A 16,751-nucleotide genomic window follows, 5' to 3' on the forward strand; every position below is an offset into this window, starting at 1 on the left:
TGCCCTTCCGAGCCCGCTCCGGGGCGCTCCGGTTCCGGAACCACCGGGGCATATTGACGTACGCGCAACCTCGGCGTAACACTTCGGAAAGCGCTCTCCAAGTTATGTCGGCCGATCCCCGCACGTCCGGCCGTGGTGCCATCCGTCCTCACCCCCGTGGGAGAACTCATGAGAACAGCAAGAAGCCGGCTCAGACGGCTCGTCGCGCCGCTCGGTGTCGCCGCCGTGGCGGGATCGCTGCTGGTGGCGGGAGTGCAATCGGCGCAGGCCGCCGACACTCTGCTGTCGCAGGGAAAACCGGCGCTCGCGTCGTCGCTGGAGAACGGTGAGTCGCCCGCGGCGGCCGCGGTCGACGGCCGTACGGACACCCGGTGGGGCAGCCAGTGGGCGGATCCTCAGTGGTTGCGCGTCGACCTGGGCAGCACCGCCACGGTCACCCAGGTCGTCCTGCAGTGGGAGGCGGCGTACGCGAAGGCGTACCAGATCCAGACCTCGCCGGACGGCAACGCCTGGACCACCATCTACAGCACCACGACGGCTGCCGGCGGCAGCCAGACCTTGACGGTCAACGGCAGCGGCCGGTACGTGCGCATGTACGGCACCCAGCGCGGCACCGGCTACGGCTACTCGCTGTACGAGTTCAAGGTGTACGGCACGAGCAGCAGCACACCCCCGGCCGGCGACGGCTACGTCCTGGCGAACCCGCCCGTGACCGGGGTGACCCCGTCGACGGCGACGCCCCCGGCGACCAACCCGCCCACGACCCACCACGAGTTCCAGGCGAACTGCTCGGTGAGCCGCTCCAACCTGCCGGACGACCCGATCGTCTTCCCCAACATGCCGGGCGCCTCGCACTCGCACACGTTCATGGGCAACACCACCACGAACGCGGCCACGACCCTGGCCAGCCTCAACGCCGGCGGCACCTCCTGCATCACGCCCGGTGACAAGACCGGCTACTGGATGCCGACGCTGCTCAACGGCGACACGGCCGTGCAGCCGGTGGGCCGCCAGGTCATCTACTACAAGAGCGGCGTGATCGACTACCGCAGCGTGCGCCCGTCCCCGCCGGGCCTGCGGTACGTGGTCGGCAGTCCGTCGGCGACCCTCGACGAGTTCAGGAACGCGCCGGGTGCGGTCGAGGGCTGGGAGTGCGGCGACAGCGTGCGCAACTGGGACTTCCCGGCGAACTGCCCGGCCGGCACCCAGCTGAACATCCGGTACCAGGCGCCGAGCTGCTGGGACGGCATCCACCTGGACACGCCGGACCACAAGAGCCACATGGCGTACCCGACGGTCGGCGTGTGCCCGGCCAGCCACCCGGTGGCCGTGCCGATGGTCGAGTTCAAGATGGCGTTCCCGGTGAGCGGCAACATGACGAACGTGCGGCTGGCGAGCGGGCGGGCGTACTCGTTCCACTACGACTTCTACAACGCCTGGGACGCGCGGACCCTGAACGCCCTGGTGACCCACTGCATCAACGGTGGGCTGCAGTGCGACCCGCGCGGTTTCGACCAGTACAAGCCGGAACGGGGCGCAGCCCTGAACGCGAACTACGTCCTGCCGTAACAGTCACGCGAAATGGTCCGGGTGCCGCTGGTCGGACGCCCGGACCATTTCGTGGCGTCGGAATAACAATTATTTCCCGCTGGATTTTGTCGCCGGCAGCTGCGCGAGAAATTGGCGGCGTCCGGCGAGCACCTGGGCGGCGAGGTCCTTGGTCCGCGGCTCGAGGCCGGCTTTCCCCTCGCTCTCGGCGAGCTTGACGCCCTGCTCGAGATGCGCTTTGAGGTGCTGGGCGAGCAGCTTGTCGAAGGCGGCACCCTGGGCGGCCGCGGCCTGAGCGACCTGCTCGGGGGTCACCATGCCGGGCATCGGCATGCCCTTGTGCGGATTCTCGGCGGGCAGCCTGGCCTCGTCGTGCAGGCTTCGCAGAGTGCTAAGCTCCTGCTCATGGGTGGTCCTGACCTTGGCCGCGAGGGACCGCAGGCCCGGATCCGAGGCGTGCGTGGGAGCCAGGTCCAGCAGCGGCAGCAACTCCTCGTTCATGGCGATGGTGATCTCGACCCAGGCCAGATCGGTGCCGCCGAAGAAACCGGCGGCCGACGAACTGGCGACCGGCGGCGCGGCTGTGGTGGACGTCCCGGAGTCACAAGCACCGGCACCGAGCAGCAGGGTCAGTAGGCAGCTGCCCGCTACAGCCCGCAGCGCGATGCTCACAAAAAACTCCATTCACAAAGGAAGCATCTCAGTCTCTGCGGCGGTGCGGGCCCTGTCAATATCGCCATCCCGAATACCAATGCGGCTCGGTTCCGGAACCACAAGATATTGACGTGCCGCAACACCGGGGCAACAATCAACTCAGTCCGGAAAACGCTCTCCCGGAGCGACCGGATCACAGAATTCCCCTGCGCGCCACGGTGCCACTGAGGCTGTGGCGCGCAGGGGCCTCCACCCCGGTCAGCTGATCCGTACGGGCGGCAGGTCGAAGTCGTCGTTCCGGGACCGCAGCAGGGCGACGCTCGCGCCGGCGAAGCCCACGGCGGCGACGATCAGGCCGATCCCGGCGGCCACATGACCGGGCATGAACGGGTGCGTCGCTCCACCCACCGCGAGGGCGATGCCCATCCACGCCGGGGCGACGCGGCTGCGCCACAGGGCGATGCCCAGCAGCAGCAGCCCGACGGTGATCCCCAGGATGAAGAGCAACCCGCCGATGAGCTGCAATGGGTGCTCGGACGTGGCGGTGGAGAGCTTGTCCACGGTGGCGACGTCGAGCCCGTCCCGGACGGTGAGGTACGCGGGGTGCACCGCGCCGGGAAGCAGTCCGAAGCCGGCACTGACGCCGCCCACGGCGAGCAGTGCCCCCACGGTGGTGAGCCGAGGGGTGCGGCGCCGGCTGACCCAGGCGACCGCGAACGTGGCGGGCACCAGCAGCATGAGGAACGGCGCACCGAGCCACTCCAGCAGTTCCAGCCGGTCCTGGCTGCCCGTGAAGGCGGTGACGGTCCCGGTGAAGCTCTCGCCGCCGTCCACCGGGTTCAGGATGTGGAACAAGCCCATGAACAGCATGGGCAGTGGCGCGATGACGGCGAGCAGGACGCGCCAGAAACCGCGGACATCGCGTACCTGACGGGTGGAGGCGATGGTAGGCGCCGGCGACGCCGCATCGGTGGTGGTCATGAGGAGCTCCTCAGGTTCGGTCAGATGGTGGTCCGGCTCAGCGTGCGATGTGCCCGGCCCTGGCCGGCAGGTTCATCTCCCCCGCCGGGGCCGGGGGACTTTCCCGGCTGTCCTGGGGGTACGGCCCCTATCGGGATGGGGGCGCCGGCTCCGATGATGGGACGGTGACCACCGAAGCAGGCACCAGCGGCGAACGGCGTCGCCGAGCCCTGGCCGCGGCGTTGCTCGGGACGGCGCTCGCCGAGGTTGTCGTCGCGGTCGCTGCCGGCACGGCGTCCGGCCTGGGCCGGCACCGGCTGTCCGAGGCGCTGGTCGGCTCCAACGCCGCGATCGGGCTGGCCCTGGCCGTGGCCGGCTGGCTCATCGCCCACCACCGTCCGCGCCACCCGGTCGGCTGGTCCCTGCTCGTCGGCGGCGTCTGCTGGGCCTTCACCGGTACGGGCACCGCGGTGCTCGCGTGGGCGGTCAGCAACGGCTGGACCGGGGTGCCGTGGCGGCTGCTGGCCACGCTCACGAACGGCGGCTGGACCTGGGCGCTGGCTCTGTTCGTCCCGCTCGCGCTGGCCCTGCTCCCCGACGGACGGCTGCCCGGCCGGCGCTGGCGGTGGCTGCCCGCGCTGCTCGTCGGCAACGGGGTGGTGTTCACCGCGCTCGCGGTGATCGACCCGCTCGGGGGCATGCCGGCGCTCGTCGGGGCGCGGGGATACCCGGACGTGGCGCTGCCACAGCTGGAGTGGGTGGGCGCCGCCGTGCAGCTCCCGATCGCGGCGGGCTACCTGGGCGCGGTGAGCGCGCTGGTGCTCCGGTACCGGCGGGGCGGCGACACAGTCCGGCGTCAGTTGCTCTGGCTGGTGTTCGCCATGATCGTCATGCTCGCCGCATTCGGCCTCGAGGCGATCCTGCGGACGGACACGTTGCTGCTGGGCATCCTGCCGATCCTGCTGGTACCTCTGGCGATCACCATCGCGGTGCTGCGCCACCAGTTGCTCGACATCCGCCTCGTGGTGTCCCGCTCGGTGCTGTACCTGCTGCTGACCGGCGGGGTGGTGGGCGGCTACCTGGCGCTGGTCGCGACGCTCGACGTCGTCGTGCGCCGGCAGAGCGTCCCGGTGCTGGCCACACTGGCCGTGGCGCTCGCCTTCAACCCGGTCCGGGTGTGGCTGCAGGGCCTGGTCCACCGCGCGTTCTACGGCGCCCGCCGGGATCCGGTCCAGGCGATCGCCACGGTCGGCGCGCGCCTGAGCCAGGCCGGCACCGCGGCCGACGGCGTGGCGGGCGTGCTGGAAGCGCTGTGCCGGGTGATGCGGTTCCCGGCCGCGGCGATCATGGTCGACGACCGCAAGGTGACCGGCCACGGCGAGTTGCCACCCGGGCGGCACGCCGTCGCCCTGCGGTCCGGCGACGTCGCCGTCGGTGAGCTGGTCGTCGGGCTGCGCACCGGCGAGGGCCGGCTGGACCCCGCCGACGAACAGGTCCTGACGCTGCTGGCCGCACCGCTCGCGGTGGCGGTCGAGGCGGGCCGGCTGGCCGACGAACTGCGCGTGTCCCGGGAACGGGTGATCAGCGGCCGGGAGGAGGAACGCCGCCGGATCCGCCGGGACCTGCACGACGGGCTCGGCCCGGTGCTGACCAGTGTGGTCCTTAACGCCGACGCCGCCCGCCGGCTGCTCGGCACCGATCCCGCCCGCAGCACCACCCTGCTGGGCACGGTGTGCGACCAGACCGTCGGCGCCATCGAGGAGATCCGGCGCCTGGTGTACGACCTGCGCCCACCGGCCCTGGACGGGATGGGCCTCGTCGGTGCCCTGCACGAGTATGCGAGCGTGCTGTCCCGCGGCGGCGACAGCAGCCCGGTCTCGGTCCGCATCGACGGACCCACCGAGCTGCCGGAACTGCCCGCCGCCGTGGAGGTCGCGGTCTACCGCATCGCCACCGAGGCGCTCACCAACGTCGTACGCCACTCGACCGCCTCGACCGCCGTCGTGCGCCTCGACGTCGAGGCCACCGCGTTGTGCCTGGAGATCTGCGACAACGGCGTCAACGCGGCTGACAGCTGGCAGCCCGGTGTCGGACTCACCTCGATCCGCGAGCGTACGGCGGAGCTCGGCGGCGAGTGCGAGATCCGCCACGACCGCACCGGTGGACGCGTCCGCGTCCGGCTGCCCCTGCCGGCGGCGGGCCGGCAGGCCGATTCCACGGTCCAGGGAAGAGAGCTGGTATGACCCTGCGCATCGTCGTCGCCGACGACCACGGCATCGTGCGGGAGGGCCTGGGGGCATTGCTGTCCGCCCACGACGGGTACGACCTGGTCGGCACGGCCGCCACCGGTGCCGAAGCAGTGCGGGCAGCCGTGACGCTCGGCCCCGACGTCCTGGTGATGGACATCCAGATGCCCGGCCTCAACGGCATCGACGCGACCCGGGAAGTCGCCCGGGTCGCCCCCGGGGTGGCGGTGCTGATGCTCACCATGTTCGACGACGACGAGTCCGTCTTCGCCGCCATGCGGGCCGGCGCGCGCGGTTACGTCCTCAAGGGCGCCGCCCCGGACAACGTCATCCGGGCGATCGCCGCGGTGGCCGCCGGCGAGGCCATCTTCGGCCCCGGCGTCGCCCGCCGAGCGCTGGCCTACCTGTCCCGGCCGCACGCCGACCGCACCGCTTTTCCGCAGCTCACGCCGCGGGAACGGGAGGTACTGACGCTGATCGCGGCCGGCCTGGGCAATGCGGCCATCGCGGCGCGGCTGAGCCTCGCGGCGGCGACCGTGGGCAACCACATCACCAGCATCTTCGCCAAACTGCAGGTGACCAGCCGGGCCGAGGCGATCATCCAGGCCCGGTCCGCCGGCCTGGGCACGTGACCGATCCCGTCCCGCCGTCCGGGCCGGCCCGGCGCCGCGGGGACGGTTCGCCCCCGTTCATGACGTGAGCGTTGCCTGCAGGCGCCTCGCCTCCCTGGTCAGGCGAGAACTTCCCGGCTTCGCCGCTGCTTCCGCCAGCTCCGCGATCTCCAGCTTCACGCCGATCGTCGAGGCCACCTGCGTGGCCAGCTCCAGCAGATCGGGCAGGCCGCGCGGACCGTGGACCAGCAACGGTGGGATGGCTGCCGCCAGGACGTCCCACACCGCGGCCGAGGCGCCGGCGCGGTGAGCGTCGGCCAGGGCCAGCACCACCCGGTTGAGCTTCACCGTGCCGTCCGCGCAGAGGTCGCCCACGTCCGTCCCCATCGCCGAGGCGATCGGTGCGCCGGTCACCGCCAGCGCGAGGAACGCGTCCACGCCCGCCACCCGGTCCTGCTCATGGCGCGCGCCGAACACGTACGTCAGGGCGAGCGACATGGCCGGGCCGAGCGGGCCGGTGCACTCTGCCAGCGCCGGGAGCAGCGTCGCGCCGCCGCGCTCGTCCTGGTCGGCCAGGCGGGCCAGGGCCGGCAGCGCCCAGGCCGCGGTGATCTCCCGGTGGTGGGGGAGCACCATGGCCAGGGTGGTGACGTCGCCGGTCAGTTCCGCGCCGAAGTAGTTCGGCTTGGGGCGGCGTTCCAGCCAGGTCAGGTGATTCTCGAGCAGTCCGGCGGTGCGGGCCGGCTGGAGGTTCGCCATGACGCGGCGGCCGGCGATCTCCTGGAGCAGGACACCGGGCTCCGAAGCGACGGACCGTTGCTCGAAGCGGGTGCTCGCCGGGTCGGGCATGCCGCCACCGGCCAGCCACTCGGCGAACTGGTGTCCCGCCGGCGAGGTCAGAGCTTGTGCCCGTTGCCGGACCGAGGCGTCGATCTCGCGGGGAACTCGTAGCAGAGCTTGTTCGAAGTCCGTGGGCCACGGCTGCCGGCCCTGTGACTCGGCCCGGACGAGCCGGCCCAGCAGAGCCTCGGCGTCGAGGCTGCCGTTGACGTGCGTCGGGGTGGCGAACAACTCCGCTACCGGCGCGCGTGTCACCTGCACTGCAAGCTCCGCGATGCGCAGCGCCGGCACGCCGTTCGGGTTGCCGATCAGGGGATTGCCGTGGGAAGAGCCTTCCTCGCGAGCGGCGCGCACCGCCGCGACCATGCGCTCCCAGGCGCGACCGTGTCGCTTCGGGTCGATGACGCTCCAGAGCGCCTCGCCGAGGAAGATGAGGCGCGGCCGGTGGTTCCACCGCTGATCACCGAAGGCATCCGGGTGGCGGTCGAACACCGGCTCGAAAACCTCGGCGAGGTCGGACGTCCGTCCGGCGGCGTGCAGGGTCACGATGCCCGCCAGCACGCGCTCCCACCGGACGCCGGACTCCTCGCGGATGAGGGCGACCACCTCCTCACCCAGCTCCGCCGCGCTCGCGATCGGCGGCGGCATGACGGCCGACGGCACCGGTGCCGGCAGCGGAAGGACGCCATCCAGCTCCGCAGCAGAGTCCCCTGGTTCAGGAGCGCCGGAAAGGATGGCGCCGGCGCCCGGAAGCCCAGCCAGCGCTTCAGCAAGAGCCGCTGTCGTGAGCGGGGCATGCCGGCCGATCAGCCTCTGCGCCCGCTCCTGAACATCAAGCGCCGGGTGGTCGAGGGCGACGGCCACCACCTCCACCACCTCAGCGATGCGGTCACGCTCGCGCCGAGCGACCCTCTCCAGCCACACCAGCTGAGCCTTGACCAGAGACCTCTCCTTCCGCACCAGCACCGACCGGCTCGCTTCGAGCAATGTCCCCAGCTCCAGGTGGCCCTCCTCATCGAGCCGACGCAGGGCGCGCTGGGCCATGGTGGCGATCGGTGACGGTGCGTCGGGCAGCAGCCGGGCGTAGTCCAGGGCGTGGCCGGCCACCTCGTCGTTCGTCGGGGCCAGTGCTTCGAGCAGCAGGGTGAACGGGCGCAGGGCAGCCGGCCGGTCGCCGCAGACCAGCCGATCCACAGTGGCGTCGAGAATCTGCCGACGGTCGAGCCGGCCCTCGGCAACAAGCTGGGCGACCGCAGACGGGAACAGCGGGGTGCTCTGCCAGCTGCCGTCCGCCTCGGAGAAGTGCCCTTCATTCAAGGCGTTGCCCAGGCCGTCGATGGTGAACAGCGCGGGCAGGAACAGGTCGAGGTAAGGGCTTTCGCGGAGGCGGTCGACCAGCCGGGCCGGCCCGCCCTCATTCCGGAACCGCAGCAGCTCGGCGAGCCAGCCGCGAACCATTCCCTCGCTCGTCGGGGGTTCCGCGTCCGCCGCACGCAACAGAGCAGCCGGGAACTGCCACTGACCCGTCCATGAGTCGTCAGGGCGCACCCGGGCCGCCAGCCGGGTGCCGAGCTCGCCCAGCCACGGCAGCTGCCGGGCCCGGGCGATCGAGATGAACCGGTCGGCGGGGAGCCGGCCCCAGCCTTCCCGCACGACCGGCCGGATCAGCAGCGCCGCCGTCTTGGCGGCGGACGAGAAGCACGCGATCGCGATCAGGGCGTACCCCCGGGCCGGATCGTGGCGGGGACGGTGCCAGTCGTCGGCCGTCATCGCCTTGATCCGGGCCTCGAACTCCTTGGCGAACGCCCGCCGCTGCGTTTCCTCCGCGTTGAGCAACAGCCCGGCGAGCTGGTCGATGTCGCCCTCACCCGTGAGACGGTCGAGCGTCTCCCAGGCCAGGCTCATGCCGGCGCTCCCGCGCGGACGATGCGTACGGCCAGCGCATGCTTGCACGGCCCCCGTTCTCCCCGGTGTTTCGCCCACCAAGGGCAGGTGCACGAATACACGTCGTCGGCGTGGCGCACGTGGTAGGTGTCGTCACCGCTGCGCACGACCGCGACCTCCCGGGTCACCTCCACCGCTCCCGCGGCGACCAGCGCCCGTGCCCCGGCCAGCCGCGGATTCATCCGCTCCACCACCTCCGCCGCGTACGGCAGGGTGCGGTGGAAGTAGCCCGCCTCGGCCACGTCATAGCCGACGCGGCCCGCCGTGCCGAGCTGCGTCAGCGCGTCGCGGACCCGCCGGGCCCCGATGCCCGCCGCTGCCGCCAGCGCGTCGACGTCGATCGCCGGATCCCAGGACAGCAGCGCGCTGACCAGCTCGGCATCGTCGACCGCCTCGTCGCCCGCCAGTGACTCCAGGACCGCGCCCTCGCCGGAGAAACCCCGGTGCGGCTCCGGTGACAACGTCAGTGACAGCCGCAGCGCCGGCATGCTCAGCTCCCACGTGCTGGCCACCGGGCCACTGCTGGTCGCGACCGCCGGACCGTAGACGCGCAGTCCGGTTGCCCACCGCAGGAAGGGTTTGAGGGCGACCAGCCGGCCCGCGCCCGGCAGGCAGATCGCGCCCGGCACCGGCCGGGACGTGAGGCGCAGCGAGCGCCCTGCCGGGAGCGCCCACAGCACGGAGCGGTCGCCCGCCGTCAGGCGCTGGAGCAGGACTCGGGCCTCGGTCACGCCGATCTCGGCGCGCGGGTCGAAGCGCGACGTCAGCACCTGCGCCTCGGCGAAGCCGCGCAGCCAGCGGGACGGCAGCGGCACCTTGCGCTCGACCAGGGGGCCGTCGAACGTGGACACCGCCAAGTCGTCGGGACCGACCGCGAGGTGCAGCGGGTCGACGCGGCCCACCCGGGTCAGCGCGCGTTGCAGCGGCGGATTGACGTCGATGTTGGTGGTGCCGTGCGCGGTGATCTCGCCGTCGATGCCGGGCGGCAGCACGTCCAGGCGGGCGTAGACGCCGCAGCAGCCGGAGAACGACTCGAAGCGCAACCTGTCCGCCCCGGCGGTGACGACCGGGTCCAGGCCGGCCGGGTCGAACGGCCGGAAATAGCGGCTGCGGGCGACCTCCGCGACGGCCAGCAGCCCGGTCGCCGTGGCACCCGGCTCGGTCAGGAAGCCGGTGAAGAACCTCGGGTGTGCCGCCGGTCCACCGCAGGTCTGCAACGTGAGCCCGCCGGCCGGGACCAGAGCCGAGGAGCCGAGGTAGGAGTACGTCGCGGAGACCATGCGGAGAAGGTAGAGAAGGGGTACGACACTTCGGCTCACGGGTCCAGATCGGCGCCGATGGCGTAGTGGTCGGACGGGTAGAGCCCGTCGATCGGGCGGTCACCGGCGATGAAAGCGCCCCGGACCGTCACGGCGCTCTCCGGGCGTCCCGGGCGCACCAGCACGTGGTCGATCCGGCGGTCGATCAGCGTGGTCGCCTCCAGCGGCGCATACGGCAGCAGCGAGTCCAGAGTGGTCGCCCCCGGATCGCCGCCACCGGCCTCCCACGTGTCCACGGTGACGGCGCGCAGGGGAGCCAGCTCCGGCTCGTCCGGTGGCGCGTTCAGGTCGCCGATCAGCAACACCGGCAGGGGTCCGTCGAACGCCGGGTCCGTCACCAGCTCGGCGAGCGCCACCGTCTGCACGGCCCGGTCCTCGGCGTAGTGCGGCTCCCATTCGCGGCACGTGACGATGACGTACAGGTTGCCCCGGGGATGGTCGAGAGTGCCGATCAGCGCCGTCGGCGGCGGGCCGGGGCGCTGGGGGTGCGGCAGCTCGCGGACCTCGGTGCGCAGGATCGGCCAGCGGCTCAGCAGACCCAGTCCGACCACCGCGCCGAGCTGGCCGGGCTCCTCGACCGGATCCGGCGCCGGTGGCAGCGAGGTGGGTGCGAACGCCGCGTGCATGCCGAGGTGCCCGGCGAGCACCTCGGCCTGCGTCGTGCCGTCGGCGGCCCAGGTCTCCACCAGGCCCACCACGTCCGGCTGGTACGTCTCCAGGGTGGTTCTGATGCCGGCGGCCCGGTCGCGCCAGTTGCCGCCGAAACGCCACCATACGTTCCAGGTCATGACCCGCATGCAGAGACGGTAAGCCCGCCGGGGTTGGATGGCACGGTGAGCCGACCCGTTCTGCTGCTGGATCTCGACGGGGTGCTGAACCCCTTCGCCGCGTCCTCCTGCCCCGACGGATACCTCGAGCACGAGTTCTATCCCGGTGAGGGTCCGGAGCGTTACTGCCCGGACCACGCCGCGTGGATCACCGAGCTGGCCGCCGCCGGTGACCTGCACTGGGCCAGTGCCTGGGGCGAGGACGCCAACACCCTCTTCGGCGCGAAGCTGGGCGTCGCCGCGCTGCCGGTGGTCACCTTCCCGCCGTTGCCGTTCCCGCCGGAGGCCAAGGTGCCGGCGGTGGCGGAGGTGGTGGGTGACCGCCCGGCCGCCTGGATCGACGACAACCACACCGAGGCGGGCCGCCGCTGGGCCGCCGGCCGGTCGGCACCCACGCTGCTGGTGCCGATCGACTCGGCGGTCGGCTGGACCCGCTCCGACGTGGACCGGGTCCTGGCCTGGACGGCCGGCCTCGCGGGCTGAGCGGTCTCAGGCGTTCTGCCAGAGGCCGATCAGGTTGCCCTCGGTGTCGTGGACGTAGGCCGAGAAGCCCATGTCCCCGACCGGCTGCCGGCCGATCGCCACCTTGCCGCCCAGCTTCTCGACCCGGGCCAGCGCGTCGTCCAGGTCCTCGACGCCGATGGTGATCACCGGGCTGGTGATCGGGCCCTGCTTGGCGAGCATGCCGCCGTTGATGCCGCCGGGCTCACCCGGCCGGCCGGACTCGTCGGTCGCGGTGGTGGTGACCATCGTGTAGCCCATGCCCGGCATGCTCGCCAACTGCCAGCCGAAGGCTTCGCGATAGAAGGTGTGCGCCCGGTCCGAATCGTCGAACGGGACCTCGAAGTGGACGACTTTGTCCATAACTCCTCCTCAGCTCATTGCCGACGATAGACCCGGCCACCGACAGAATCAGGGGTTCGCTCGCCGACCCGGAGGTCCCGTTCCAGTTCGGCGATCACCGCGCGGAGATCGTCCAGGCGCTGGCTGATCGCGAGCCGGTCCAGTTCGTCCGGCTCGCCGTCACCGTCGGCGTCGAAGTCGGGCGCCAGGCCCTCGGTCATCTCCAGCCGGCGGACCTCCTCCATCGAGTTCACGATGACCGCGATGAGGATGTTGACCAGCAGGTTCACCGTGATCAGGATGTAGCTGACGTAGTAGACGAGGGTCCAGGCGGAGACGGCCAGGCCCTGCTCGATCAGCTGCGGCAGGTTCTCCTGGGAGAGCAGCACGAAGAGGGTCAGCACGGCGCGGCCGATGGTGCCGTACTCCTCGGGGTAGTGGTCTTTGAAGATCAGCCAGCCCGCCATGCCGTACACGTAGAGGGTGACCAGCGCCAGGGCGAGGAAACCGCCCACGCCCGGCAGGCTGCGCAGCAGCGCCGAGACGATGGTCCGCAGGCCGGGGGAGAAGCGCACCAGCCGCAGTACCCGGGCGATCCGGATGATCCGCAGCACGGTCGTGTCACCGTGCAGGACGGGGATGAAGACGGCCAGCGTCACGACGAAGTCGAAGACGTTCCAGCCGTTGCGGAAGAAGTCCTGCGGCCGCCGGCCGTAAGCCAGGATCCGGACCGCGATCTCGGCCAGGAAGAGCAGGCGGAAGGTCCATTCCAGCGCGTGCAGCAGCGGCCGGGCATGGCCCAGATCCGGGTACGTCTCCAGGCCGAGCACGATCGCGTTGGCGCCGATGATGACGATGATCAGCACTTCGAACAGGCGCGAACCGGTGATCCGGGCGCACCAGCGGGTCACCTGCGACATCTGCCGACTCTATAAAAGTGGCGCCCCCGCCGGAGCGAGGGCGCCACAGTGGTCAGCCGCGGTAGACGCCGAACTCCCAGAGCGAATAGCCGTAGTCGGTGGCGCGGGTGGTGCCGGAGACCCGGACGTAGCGACCCGTGCCGCTGATCGCCAGGTCGTCGAAGCCGCCGTTGCCGCTGGTCGTCGTGTGGATCGTCTGCCAGGTGCTGCCGTTGTCCGACACCTGCACCGTGTAGCCCTTGGCGTACGCCGCCTCCCAGGCCAGCAGCACCCGGTTGAACGACTGCACCGAGCCCAGGTCGACCTGCACCCACGCGGTGTCGACCCATTCGCTGGCCCAGCGGGTGCCGTAGTCACCGTCGACCGCGTACGCCGGCAGCTGCGGCCCGTTCGTGCCGGTCGGCTGGTACGTCGACGCGGTCACCGTCTTGCCCCGGGCCAGGTTCGTGCCCGGGACGGTCGGCGGGACCACCTTGAACGAGCGCTGCTCGATGCCCACGTTGCCGTGGCCGTCGAACGCGTACACGTAGACCTTCCAGACGCCGAGCTGTTCCGGCGCGCGTACCGTGAACTGACTGCCGTTCTCGGTGAAGGTCAGATTCCGCAGGCCGCGGTTGCCGGTGATGTGCTTGTCGCTCGCCATCAGGTTGTACCGGATGAGATCGCCCTGCGGATCGGTCGCGGCGACGTTCACGGTGAACGTGCCGCCGGCCGGCACCGCCGTCTGCGGGCTCACCGTCATGCTGGTGATCTCCGGCGGGGTGTTCGCCGACGCCTGCCCGGTGTACGCCTGCCGCAGCGCGTGGTAGCCGAGCCGCCGCCAGCCACCGGTGAACGTGTTCAGCCAGACCCCGCCGAAGTCGTTCTCGAGTCCGTAGTGGAACTCGGTGGCGCCCAGCGCCACACCCGGGTGGCCCTTGATCGCGTTCCAGCTGTACGTGTATCCGGCCCGCTTCTGCAGATCGGTCGGCTCGTCCGGGACCCCGTTGACGTCGTTGGGGACCTCCCACTCGCCGGCCGGGCCGCCCTCGGTCAGGATGTACGGCTTGGTGTAGCCGCCGGCGATCCAGTCCCGCTTGACCGTGTCGATCGCGCCGTAGGAGTTGACGGCGAGCAGGTCCAGGGCCGGGGTGTGCGGCTTGTAGTACGTCCAGGCATGGGTGTACGCGTCGGTCGACGTGACCGGGTGGTTCGGGTCGGCCGCGTGGATAGCCTCGGCGACCTCGTTGACGAACTTGGCGTACGCGATCCGGCGCGCCTCGACCACGTCGGCGGCCAGCCCGTAGTTCTGCATCTCCAGGATGACCTCGTTGCCGACGTCCCACATCAGCACGCCCTGCCGGCCCTTGAGCGCGTTGACCCGGGCGACGATCTCGGCCTTCACCGCGGTCTTGTACGCGGTGTCGTTGACGTAGTCGGCGCCGTGGTTGAGCCAGAGGCCGACGACCACCTTGATGTTCTGCTGGGCGGCCCGGTCGAGCAGCGCCGGGGTGTTGTCGTCCGGTCCCCAGATGCGGATCGTGTTGACGCCCATGTTCTTCAGATCCCGCATGTAGCCGTCGGCGGCGGCCTGCGGCGGGCCGTAGGTGATGCCCTTGACCTCGTACGGCGAGCCGTTGACGGTCAGCTGCCAGTTGCCCTGCGTACCGGTGACCCGGACGGTGGACGGGCCGGCCGGGGTGGCCGGGTCGGTCATCGCCGCCGGGGTGGTGCCGGTGGCCCGGGCCACGGTCACGGAGTCGACGCTGAGCACGCCGCCCGAGGTGGTCTCCGGGGTGGGCGTGGTGAAGCCCGCGATCGCGTTCGGCAGCGAGCCGCCGATGGCCAGATCGAAGCGCAGGAAGAAGCCGTGGTGCACGGCCGCGCGCCACGCGGTCACGCCGACCTGCGACTCGCGGACCACCCAGGTCTGCCGGCCGTCGAGGTAGAAGCGGATCTCCTCGTCGGTCTTGGTGCGGTCGATGACCTGGGTGTACTCGTGGAAGCCGGTCTGGCAGCCGGTGCAGCCGGCGAGCCCGCTCTGCCGGCCGTTGTATTCCGCGCACGGCCCGTCGGGTGCGGTGCCGCAGTGCAGGGTCTGGGAGAGCTGGCTGCGCCCGTTGACGTCCGTCATGATGTCGGTCTCGCCGACACCGGGCCAGTTGGTGTAGTTGCCCCGGTAGGCCGCACCGGTCGCGCGGAAGCCGGGCCAGTAGCCGGCGCCGTTGGCCACGTCGGGCTGCTTCAGGACGGCGGTGAACTTCGTCAACTGCCCGGCCAGCGGCTCGAAATCGGTGCGCTGGGTCTCGATACGCCCCGAGGTCCACTTGCCGGCGCCGTCGCGGATGGCCTTGATGTTCAGCTTGCCGGCGCCGTCGAGGTAGACGTTGGCGGTGGAGTTCGACGCGGTCTCGACCTCGCCGGTGCCCCAGTTCGCGGCGCCGCCGGGATACTGGGTGCCGGTGCGCAGCAACCAGTTCGCCGCGTTCGGCGAAGTGTTGGCGGCGCCACTGAAGTCGTCGGTCCAGACGGTGGTGAAGTCACCGGGCACGGGCGGCGGCGTGGTCGGGTCGGTGGGCGGCGTCGTGCTGCCACCGGTGAAGACCTTGAACTCGTAGAGGGAGTAGCCGTAGCCGCTGGCGCGGGTGGTGCCGTACATCCGGATGTAGCGGCCGGTGCCGCTGACGGTGAGTGTCTCGGTGCCGCCGGCGCCGGTGGTGGTGCTGTGGATGTCGGTCCAGGTGGTGCCGTCGGCACTGGTCTGGATCTTGTACGCCTTCGCGTACGCCCCCTCCCACTGCAGGACCACCTGGCAGATCGCCTGGGAGGTGCCCAGGTCCACGCGCAGCCACTGGGGATCGGCGAACTCGCTCGACCAGCGGGAGCCCGCATCCCCGTCGACGGCCTTGCCCGCGGCGACGTCCGCACCCTCCTGCGAGGAGGCGGTGGCCGGCTTGCCCTGGGCGGCATTGGTGGTGCCACAGGCCGTGGGTGCGCCGGTGGAGCCGTAGACCTTGAACTCGTAGAGGGAGTAGCCGTAGCCGCTGGCGCGGGTGGTGCCGTACATGCGGACGTAGCGGCCGGTGCCGCTGACGGTGAGTGTCTCGGTGCCGCCGGCGCCGGTGGTGGTGCTGTGGATGTCGGTCCAGGTGGTGCCGTCGGCACTGGTCTGGATCTTGTACGCCTTCGCGTACGCCCCCTCCCACTGCAGCACGACCTGGCTGATCGTGGCGGTGGTGCCGAGGTCCACCCGCAGCCACTGGGGATCGCTGAACTGGCTCGACCAGCGCGTACCGGCGTTGCCGTCCACGGCGAGGGCCGCGGCGACGTCCGCGCCCTCCTGCGACGACGCGGTCGCGGGTCTGCCCTGCGAGAGCAGGGAATCGGCGGCGTGCGCGGTGAACTGCACGACGCCCACGTAGGCGGCGACGACGGCGAGCACGGTGACGGGGATCAACCGGCGCCAGCGTCGAGGTCGGGGCGCGTGCGGGGACAGCGCCTGGGGGGATGCCGGATGCACGGGAACTCCTGACGTTCGGGGACGGAGTCACGGGGGAGTGATCAATGGAGAGCGCTCTCCATACCGCCGCAGTGTTGCGCCCAGTTTTCCGATGTGTCAAGCATTCCGTGCCCTAGAACCGACAAACCCGGTCTTTCGGTACGGCGCAGCGACTCCTACGGAAAGCGCTCTCCGTAGCTACGGTGCTCGACCGGCTTCTCGGCTGACCCGACTCCGCGCGGCATCCCGTCAGGCGGGGCGGCGGGCGCAGGCGAGCAGGACCACGAACGCGCCCAGCGTGGCCAGCGAGATCAGCTTGAACGCGAGGCTGTTGTCGGTGAGGAGGTCCTGCACCACCTGGATGCCGGCCCAGAGAGCGAGGACCGCGTACGCCGCGGCCAGCAGCCGCGGTCGCTGGACCGGCCGTCGGAACAGCCGGACCCGGCCCGGCCGGCGGTTGTGCTGCACCAGCAGCCAGACGGCCGACGCGAGCACGAGCACTCCCAGCACAGCCTGGGCCACGAGCAGGAACACATCGACGGTCGGCATGCCCGGGAGGAT

13 protein-coding genes are annotated in these 16,751 nt (G+C 71.2%); 4 read left to right on the forward strand and 9 right to left on the reverse strand.

Annotation, left to right across the window (positions count from 1 at the left end; all coding sequences use genetic code 11):
* Window positions 1-168 precede the first annotated feature (168 nt).
* The gene (locus ACZ6S4_RS39750; protein WP_465479851.1) at window positions 169-1,569 is read left to right on the forward strand and encodes a DUF1996 domain-containing protein; all 1,401 of its coding nucleotides are present in this window, start codon (window positions 169-171) and stop codon (window positions 1,567-1,569) included.
* Window positions 1,570-1,638: 69 nt separating this feature from the next.
* On the opposite strand, the gene ACZ6S4_RS39755 is transcribed toward ACZ6S4_RS39750, so the two are convergent.
* On the reverse strand, window positions 1,639-2,220 hold the full coding sequence (locus ACZ6S4_RS39755; protein WP_465479852.1) for a DUF305 domain-containing protein: 582 nt from the start codon (window positions 2,218-2,220) through the stop codon (window positions 1,639-1,641).
* A 240-nt stretch (window positions 2,221-2,460) separates the two neighbouring features.
* Window positions 2,461-3,183, reverse strand: a complete 723-nt coding sequence (locus tag ACZ6S4_RS39760) for a hypothetical protein (protein ID WP_465479853.1) — start codon at window positions 3,181-3,183, stop codon at window positions 2,461-2,463.
* Window positions 3,184-3,347: 164 nt separating this feature from the next.
* Between ACZ6S4_RS39760 and ACZ6S4_RS39765 the strand changes: the two genes are divergently transcribed.
* The gene (locus ACZ6S4_RS39765; RefSeq protein WP_465479854.1) at window positions 3,348-5,405 is read left to right on the forward strand and encodes a sensor histidine kinase; all 2,058 of its coding nucleotides are present in this window, start codon (window positions 3,348-3,350) and stop codon (window positions 5,403-5,405) included.
* Window positions 5,402-6,040, forward strand: a complete 639-nt coding sequence (locus tag ACZ6S4_RS39770; protein WP_465479855.1) for a response regulator transcription factor — start codon at window positions 5,402-5,404, stop codon at window positions 6,038-6,040. The genes ACZ6S4_RS39765 and ACZ6S4_RS39770 overlap by 4 nt, the downstream gene beginning before the upstream one ends.
* A 57-nt stretch (window positions 6,041-6,097) precedes the next feature.
* On the opposite strand, the gene ACZ6S4_RS39775 is transcribed toward ACZ6S4_RS39770, so the two are convergent.
* Genes ACZ6S4_RS39775 through ACZ6S4_RS39785 form a run of 3 tightly spaced genes read right to left on the reverse strand, consistent with a single transcriptional unit; the run spans window position 6,098 to window position 10,919 of the window.
* Complete coding sequence (locus ACZ6S4_RS39775; protein WP_465479856.1) at window positions 6,098-8,764, reverse strand: hypothetical protein; 2,667 nt, start codon at window positions 8,762-8,764, stop codon at window positions 6,098-6,100.
* The gene (locus ACZ6S4_RS39780) at window positions 8,761-10,083 is read right to left on the reverse strand and encodes an SWIM zinc finger family protein (protein ID WP_465479857.1); all 1,323 of its coding nucleotides are present in this window, start codon (window positions 10,081-10,083) and stop codon (window positions 8,761-8,763) included. Before ACZ6S4_RS39780 ends, ACZ6S4_RS39775 begins: the two co-directional genes overlap by 4 nt.
* A gap of 35 nt (window positions 10,084-10,118) precedes the next feature.
* Complete coding sequence (locus ACZ6S4_RS39785) at window positions 10,119-10,919, reverse strand: endonuclease/exonuclease/phosphatase family protein (protein ID WP_465479858.1); 801 nt, start codon at window positions 10,917-10,919, stop codon at window positions 10,119-10,121.
* Window positions 10,920-10,955: 36 nt separating this feature from the next.
* Here ACZ6S4_RS39785 and ACZ6S4_RS39790 point away from each other — a divergent pair, with 36 nt between their 5' ends.
* Complete coding sequence (locus tag ACZ6S4_RS39790; protein WP_465479859.1) at window positions 10,956-11,432, forward strand: hypothetical protein; 477 nt, start codon at window positions 10,956-10,958, stop codon at window positions 11,430-11,432.
* 6 nt (window positions 11,433-11,438) lie between these two features.
* On the opposite strand, the gene ACZ6S4_RS39795 is transcribed toward ACZ6S4_RS39790, so the two are convergent.
* From ACZ6S4_RS39795 to ACZ6S4_RS39810, 4 genes are all read right to left on the reverse strand, one after another.
* Window positions 11,439-11,813 carry a VOC family protein gene (locus tag ACZ6S4_RS39795; protein WP_465479860.1) on the reverse strand — a complete coding sequence of 125 codons (375 nt, stop codon included), beginning with the start codon at window positions 11,811-11,813 and terminating at the stop codon, window positions 11,439-11,441.
* 14 nt (window positions 11,814-11,827) lie between these two features.
* Window positions 11,828-12,712: an ion transporter gene (locus ACZ6S4_RS39800; RefSeq protein WP_465479861.1), complete on the reverse strand. Its 885-nt coding sequence runs from the start codon at window positions 12,710-12,712 to the stop codon at window positions 11,828-11,830.
* Between the two features lie 52 nt (window positions 12,713-12,764).
* Window positions 12,765-16,148: a galactose-binding domain-containing protein gene (locus ACZ6S4_RS39805; protein ID WP_465479862.1), complete on the reverse strand. Its 3,384-nt coding sequence runs from the start codon at window positions 16,146-16,148 to the stop codon at window positions 12,765-12,767.
* 291 nt (window positions 16,149-16,439) lie between these two features.
* On the reverse strand, window positions 16,440-16,739 hold the full coding sequence (locus ACZ6S4_RS39810) for a hypothetical protein (protein WP_465479863.1): 300 nt from the start codon (window positions 16,737-16,739) through the stop codon (window positions 16,440-16,442).
* Window positions 16,740-16,751 lie beyond the last annotated feature (12 nt).

The sequence above is a fragment of the Actinoplanes sp. NPDC051405 genome (assembly GCF_055586185.1).

Bases quoted from the DNA above. Each gene is read 5' to 3' on its own strand.
- ACZ6S4_RS39750 (WP_465479851.1), top strand. From the start codon at position 169: ATGAGAACAGCAAGAAGCCGGCTCAGACGGCTCGTCGCGCCGCTCGGT.
- ACZ6S4_RS39760 (WP_465479853.1), bottom strand. From the start codon at position 3,183: ATGACCACCACCGATGCGGCGTCGCCGGCGCCTACCATCGCCTCCACC.
- ACZ6S4_RS39770 (WP_465479855.1), top strand. From the start codon at position 5,402: ATGACCCTGCGCATCGTCGTCGCCGACGACCACGGCATCGTGCGGGAG.
- ACZ6S4_RS39775 (WP_465479856.1), bottom strand. From the start codon at position 8,764: ATGAGCCTGGCCTGGGAGACGCTCGACCGTCTCACGGGTGAGGGCGAC.
- ACZ6S4_RS39780 (WP_465479857.1), bottom strand. From the start codon at position 10,083: ATGGTCTCCGCGACGTACTCCTACCTCGGCTCCTCGGCTCTGGTCCCG.
- ACZ6S4_RS39785 (WP_465479858.1), bottom strand. From the start codon at position 10,919: ATGCGGGTCATGACCTGGAACGTATGGTGGCGTTTCGGCGGCAACTGG.
- ACZ6S4_RS39795 (WP_465479860.1), bottom strand. From the start codon at position 11,813: ATGGACAAAGTCGTCCACTTCGAGGTCCCGTTCGACGATTCGGACCGG.
- ACZ6S4_RS39800 (WP_465479861.1), bottom strand. From the start codon at position 12,712: ATGTCGCAGGTGACCCGCTGGTGCGCCCGGATCACCGGTTCGCGCCTG.
- ACZ6S4_RS39810 (WP_465479863.1), bottom strand. From the start codon at position 16,739: ATGCCGACCGTCGATGTGTTCCTGCTCGTGGCCCAGGCTGTGCTGGGA.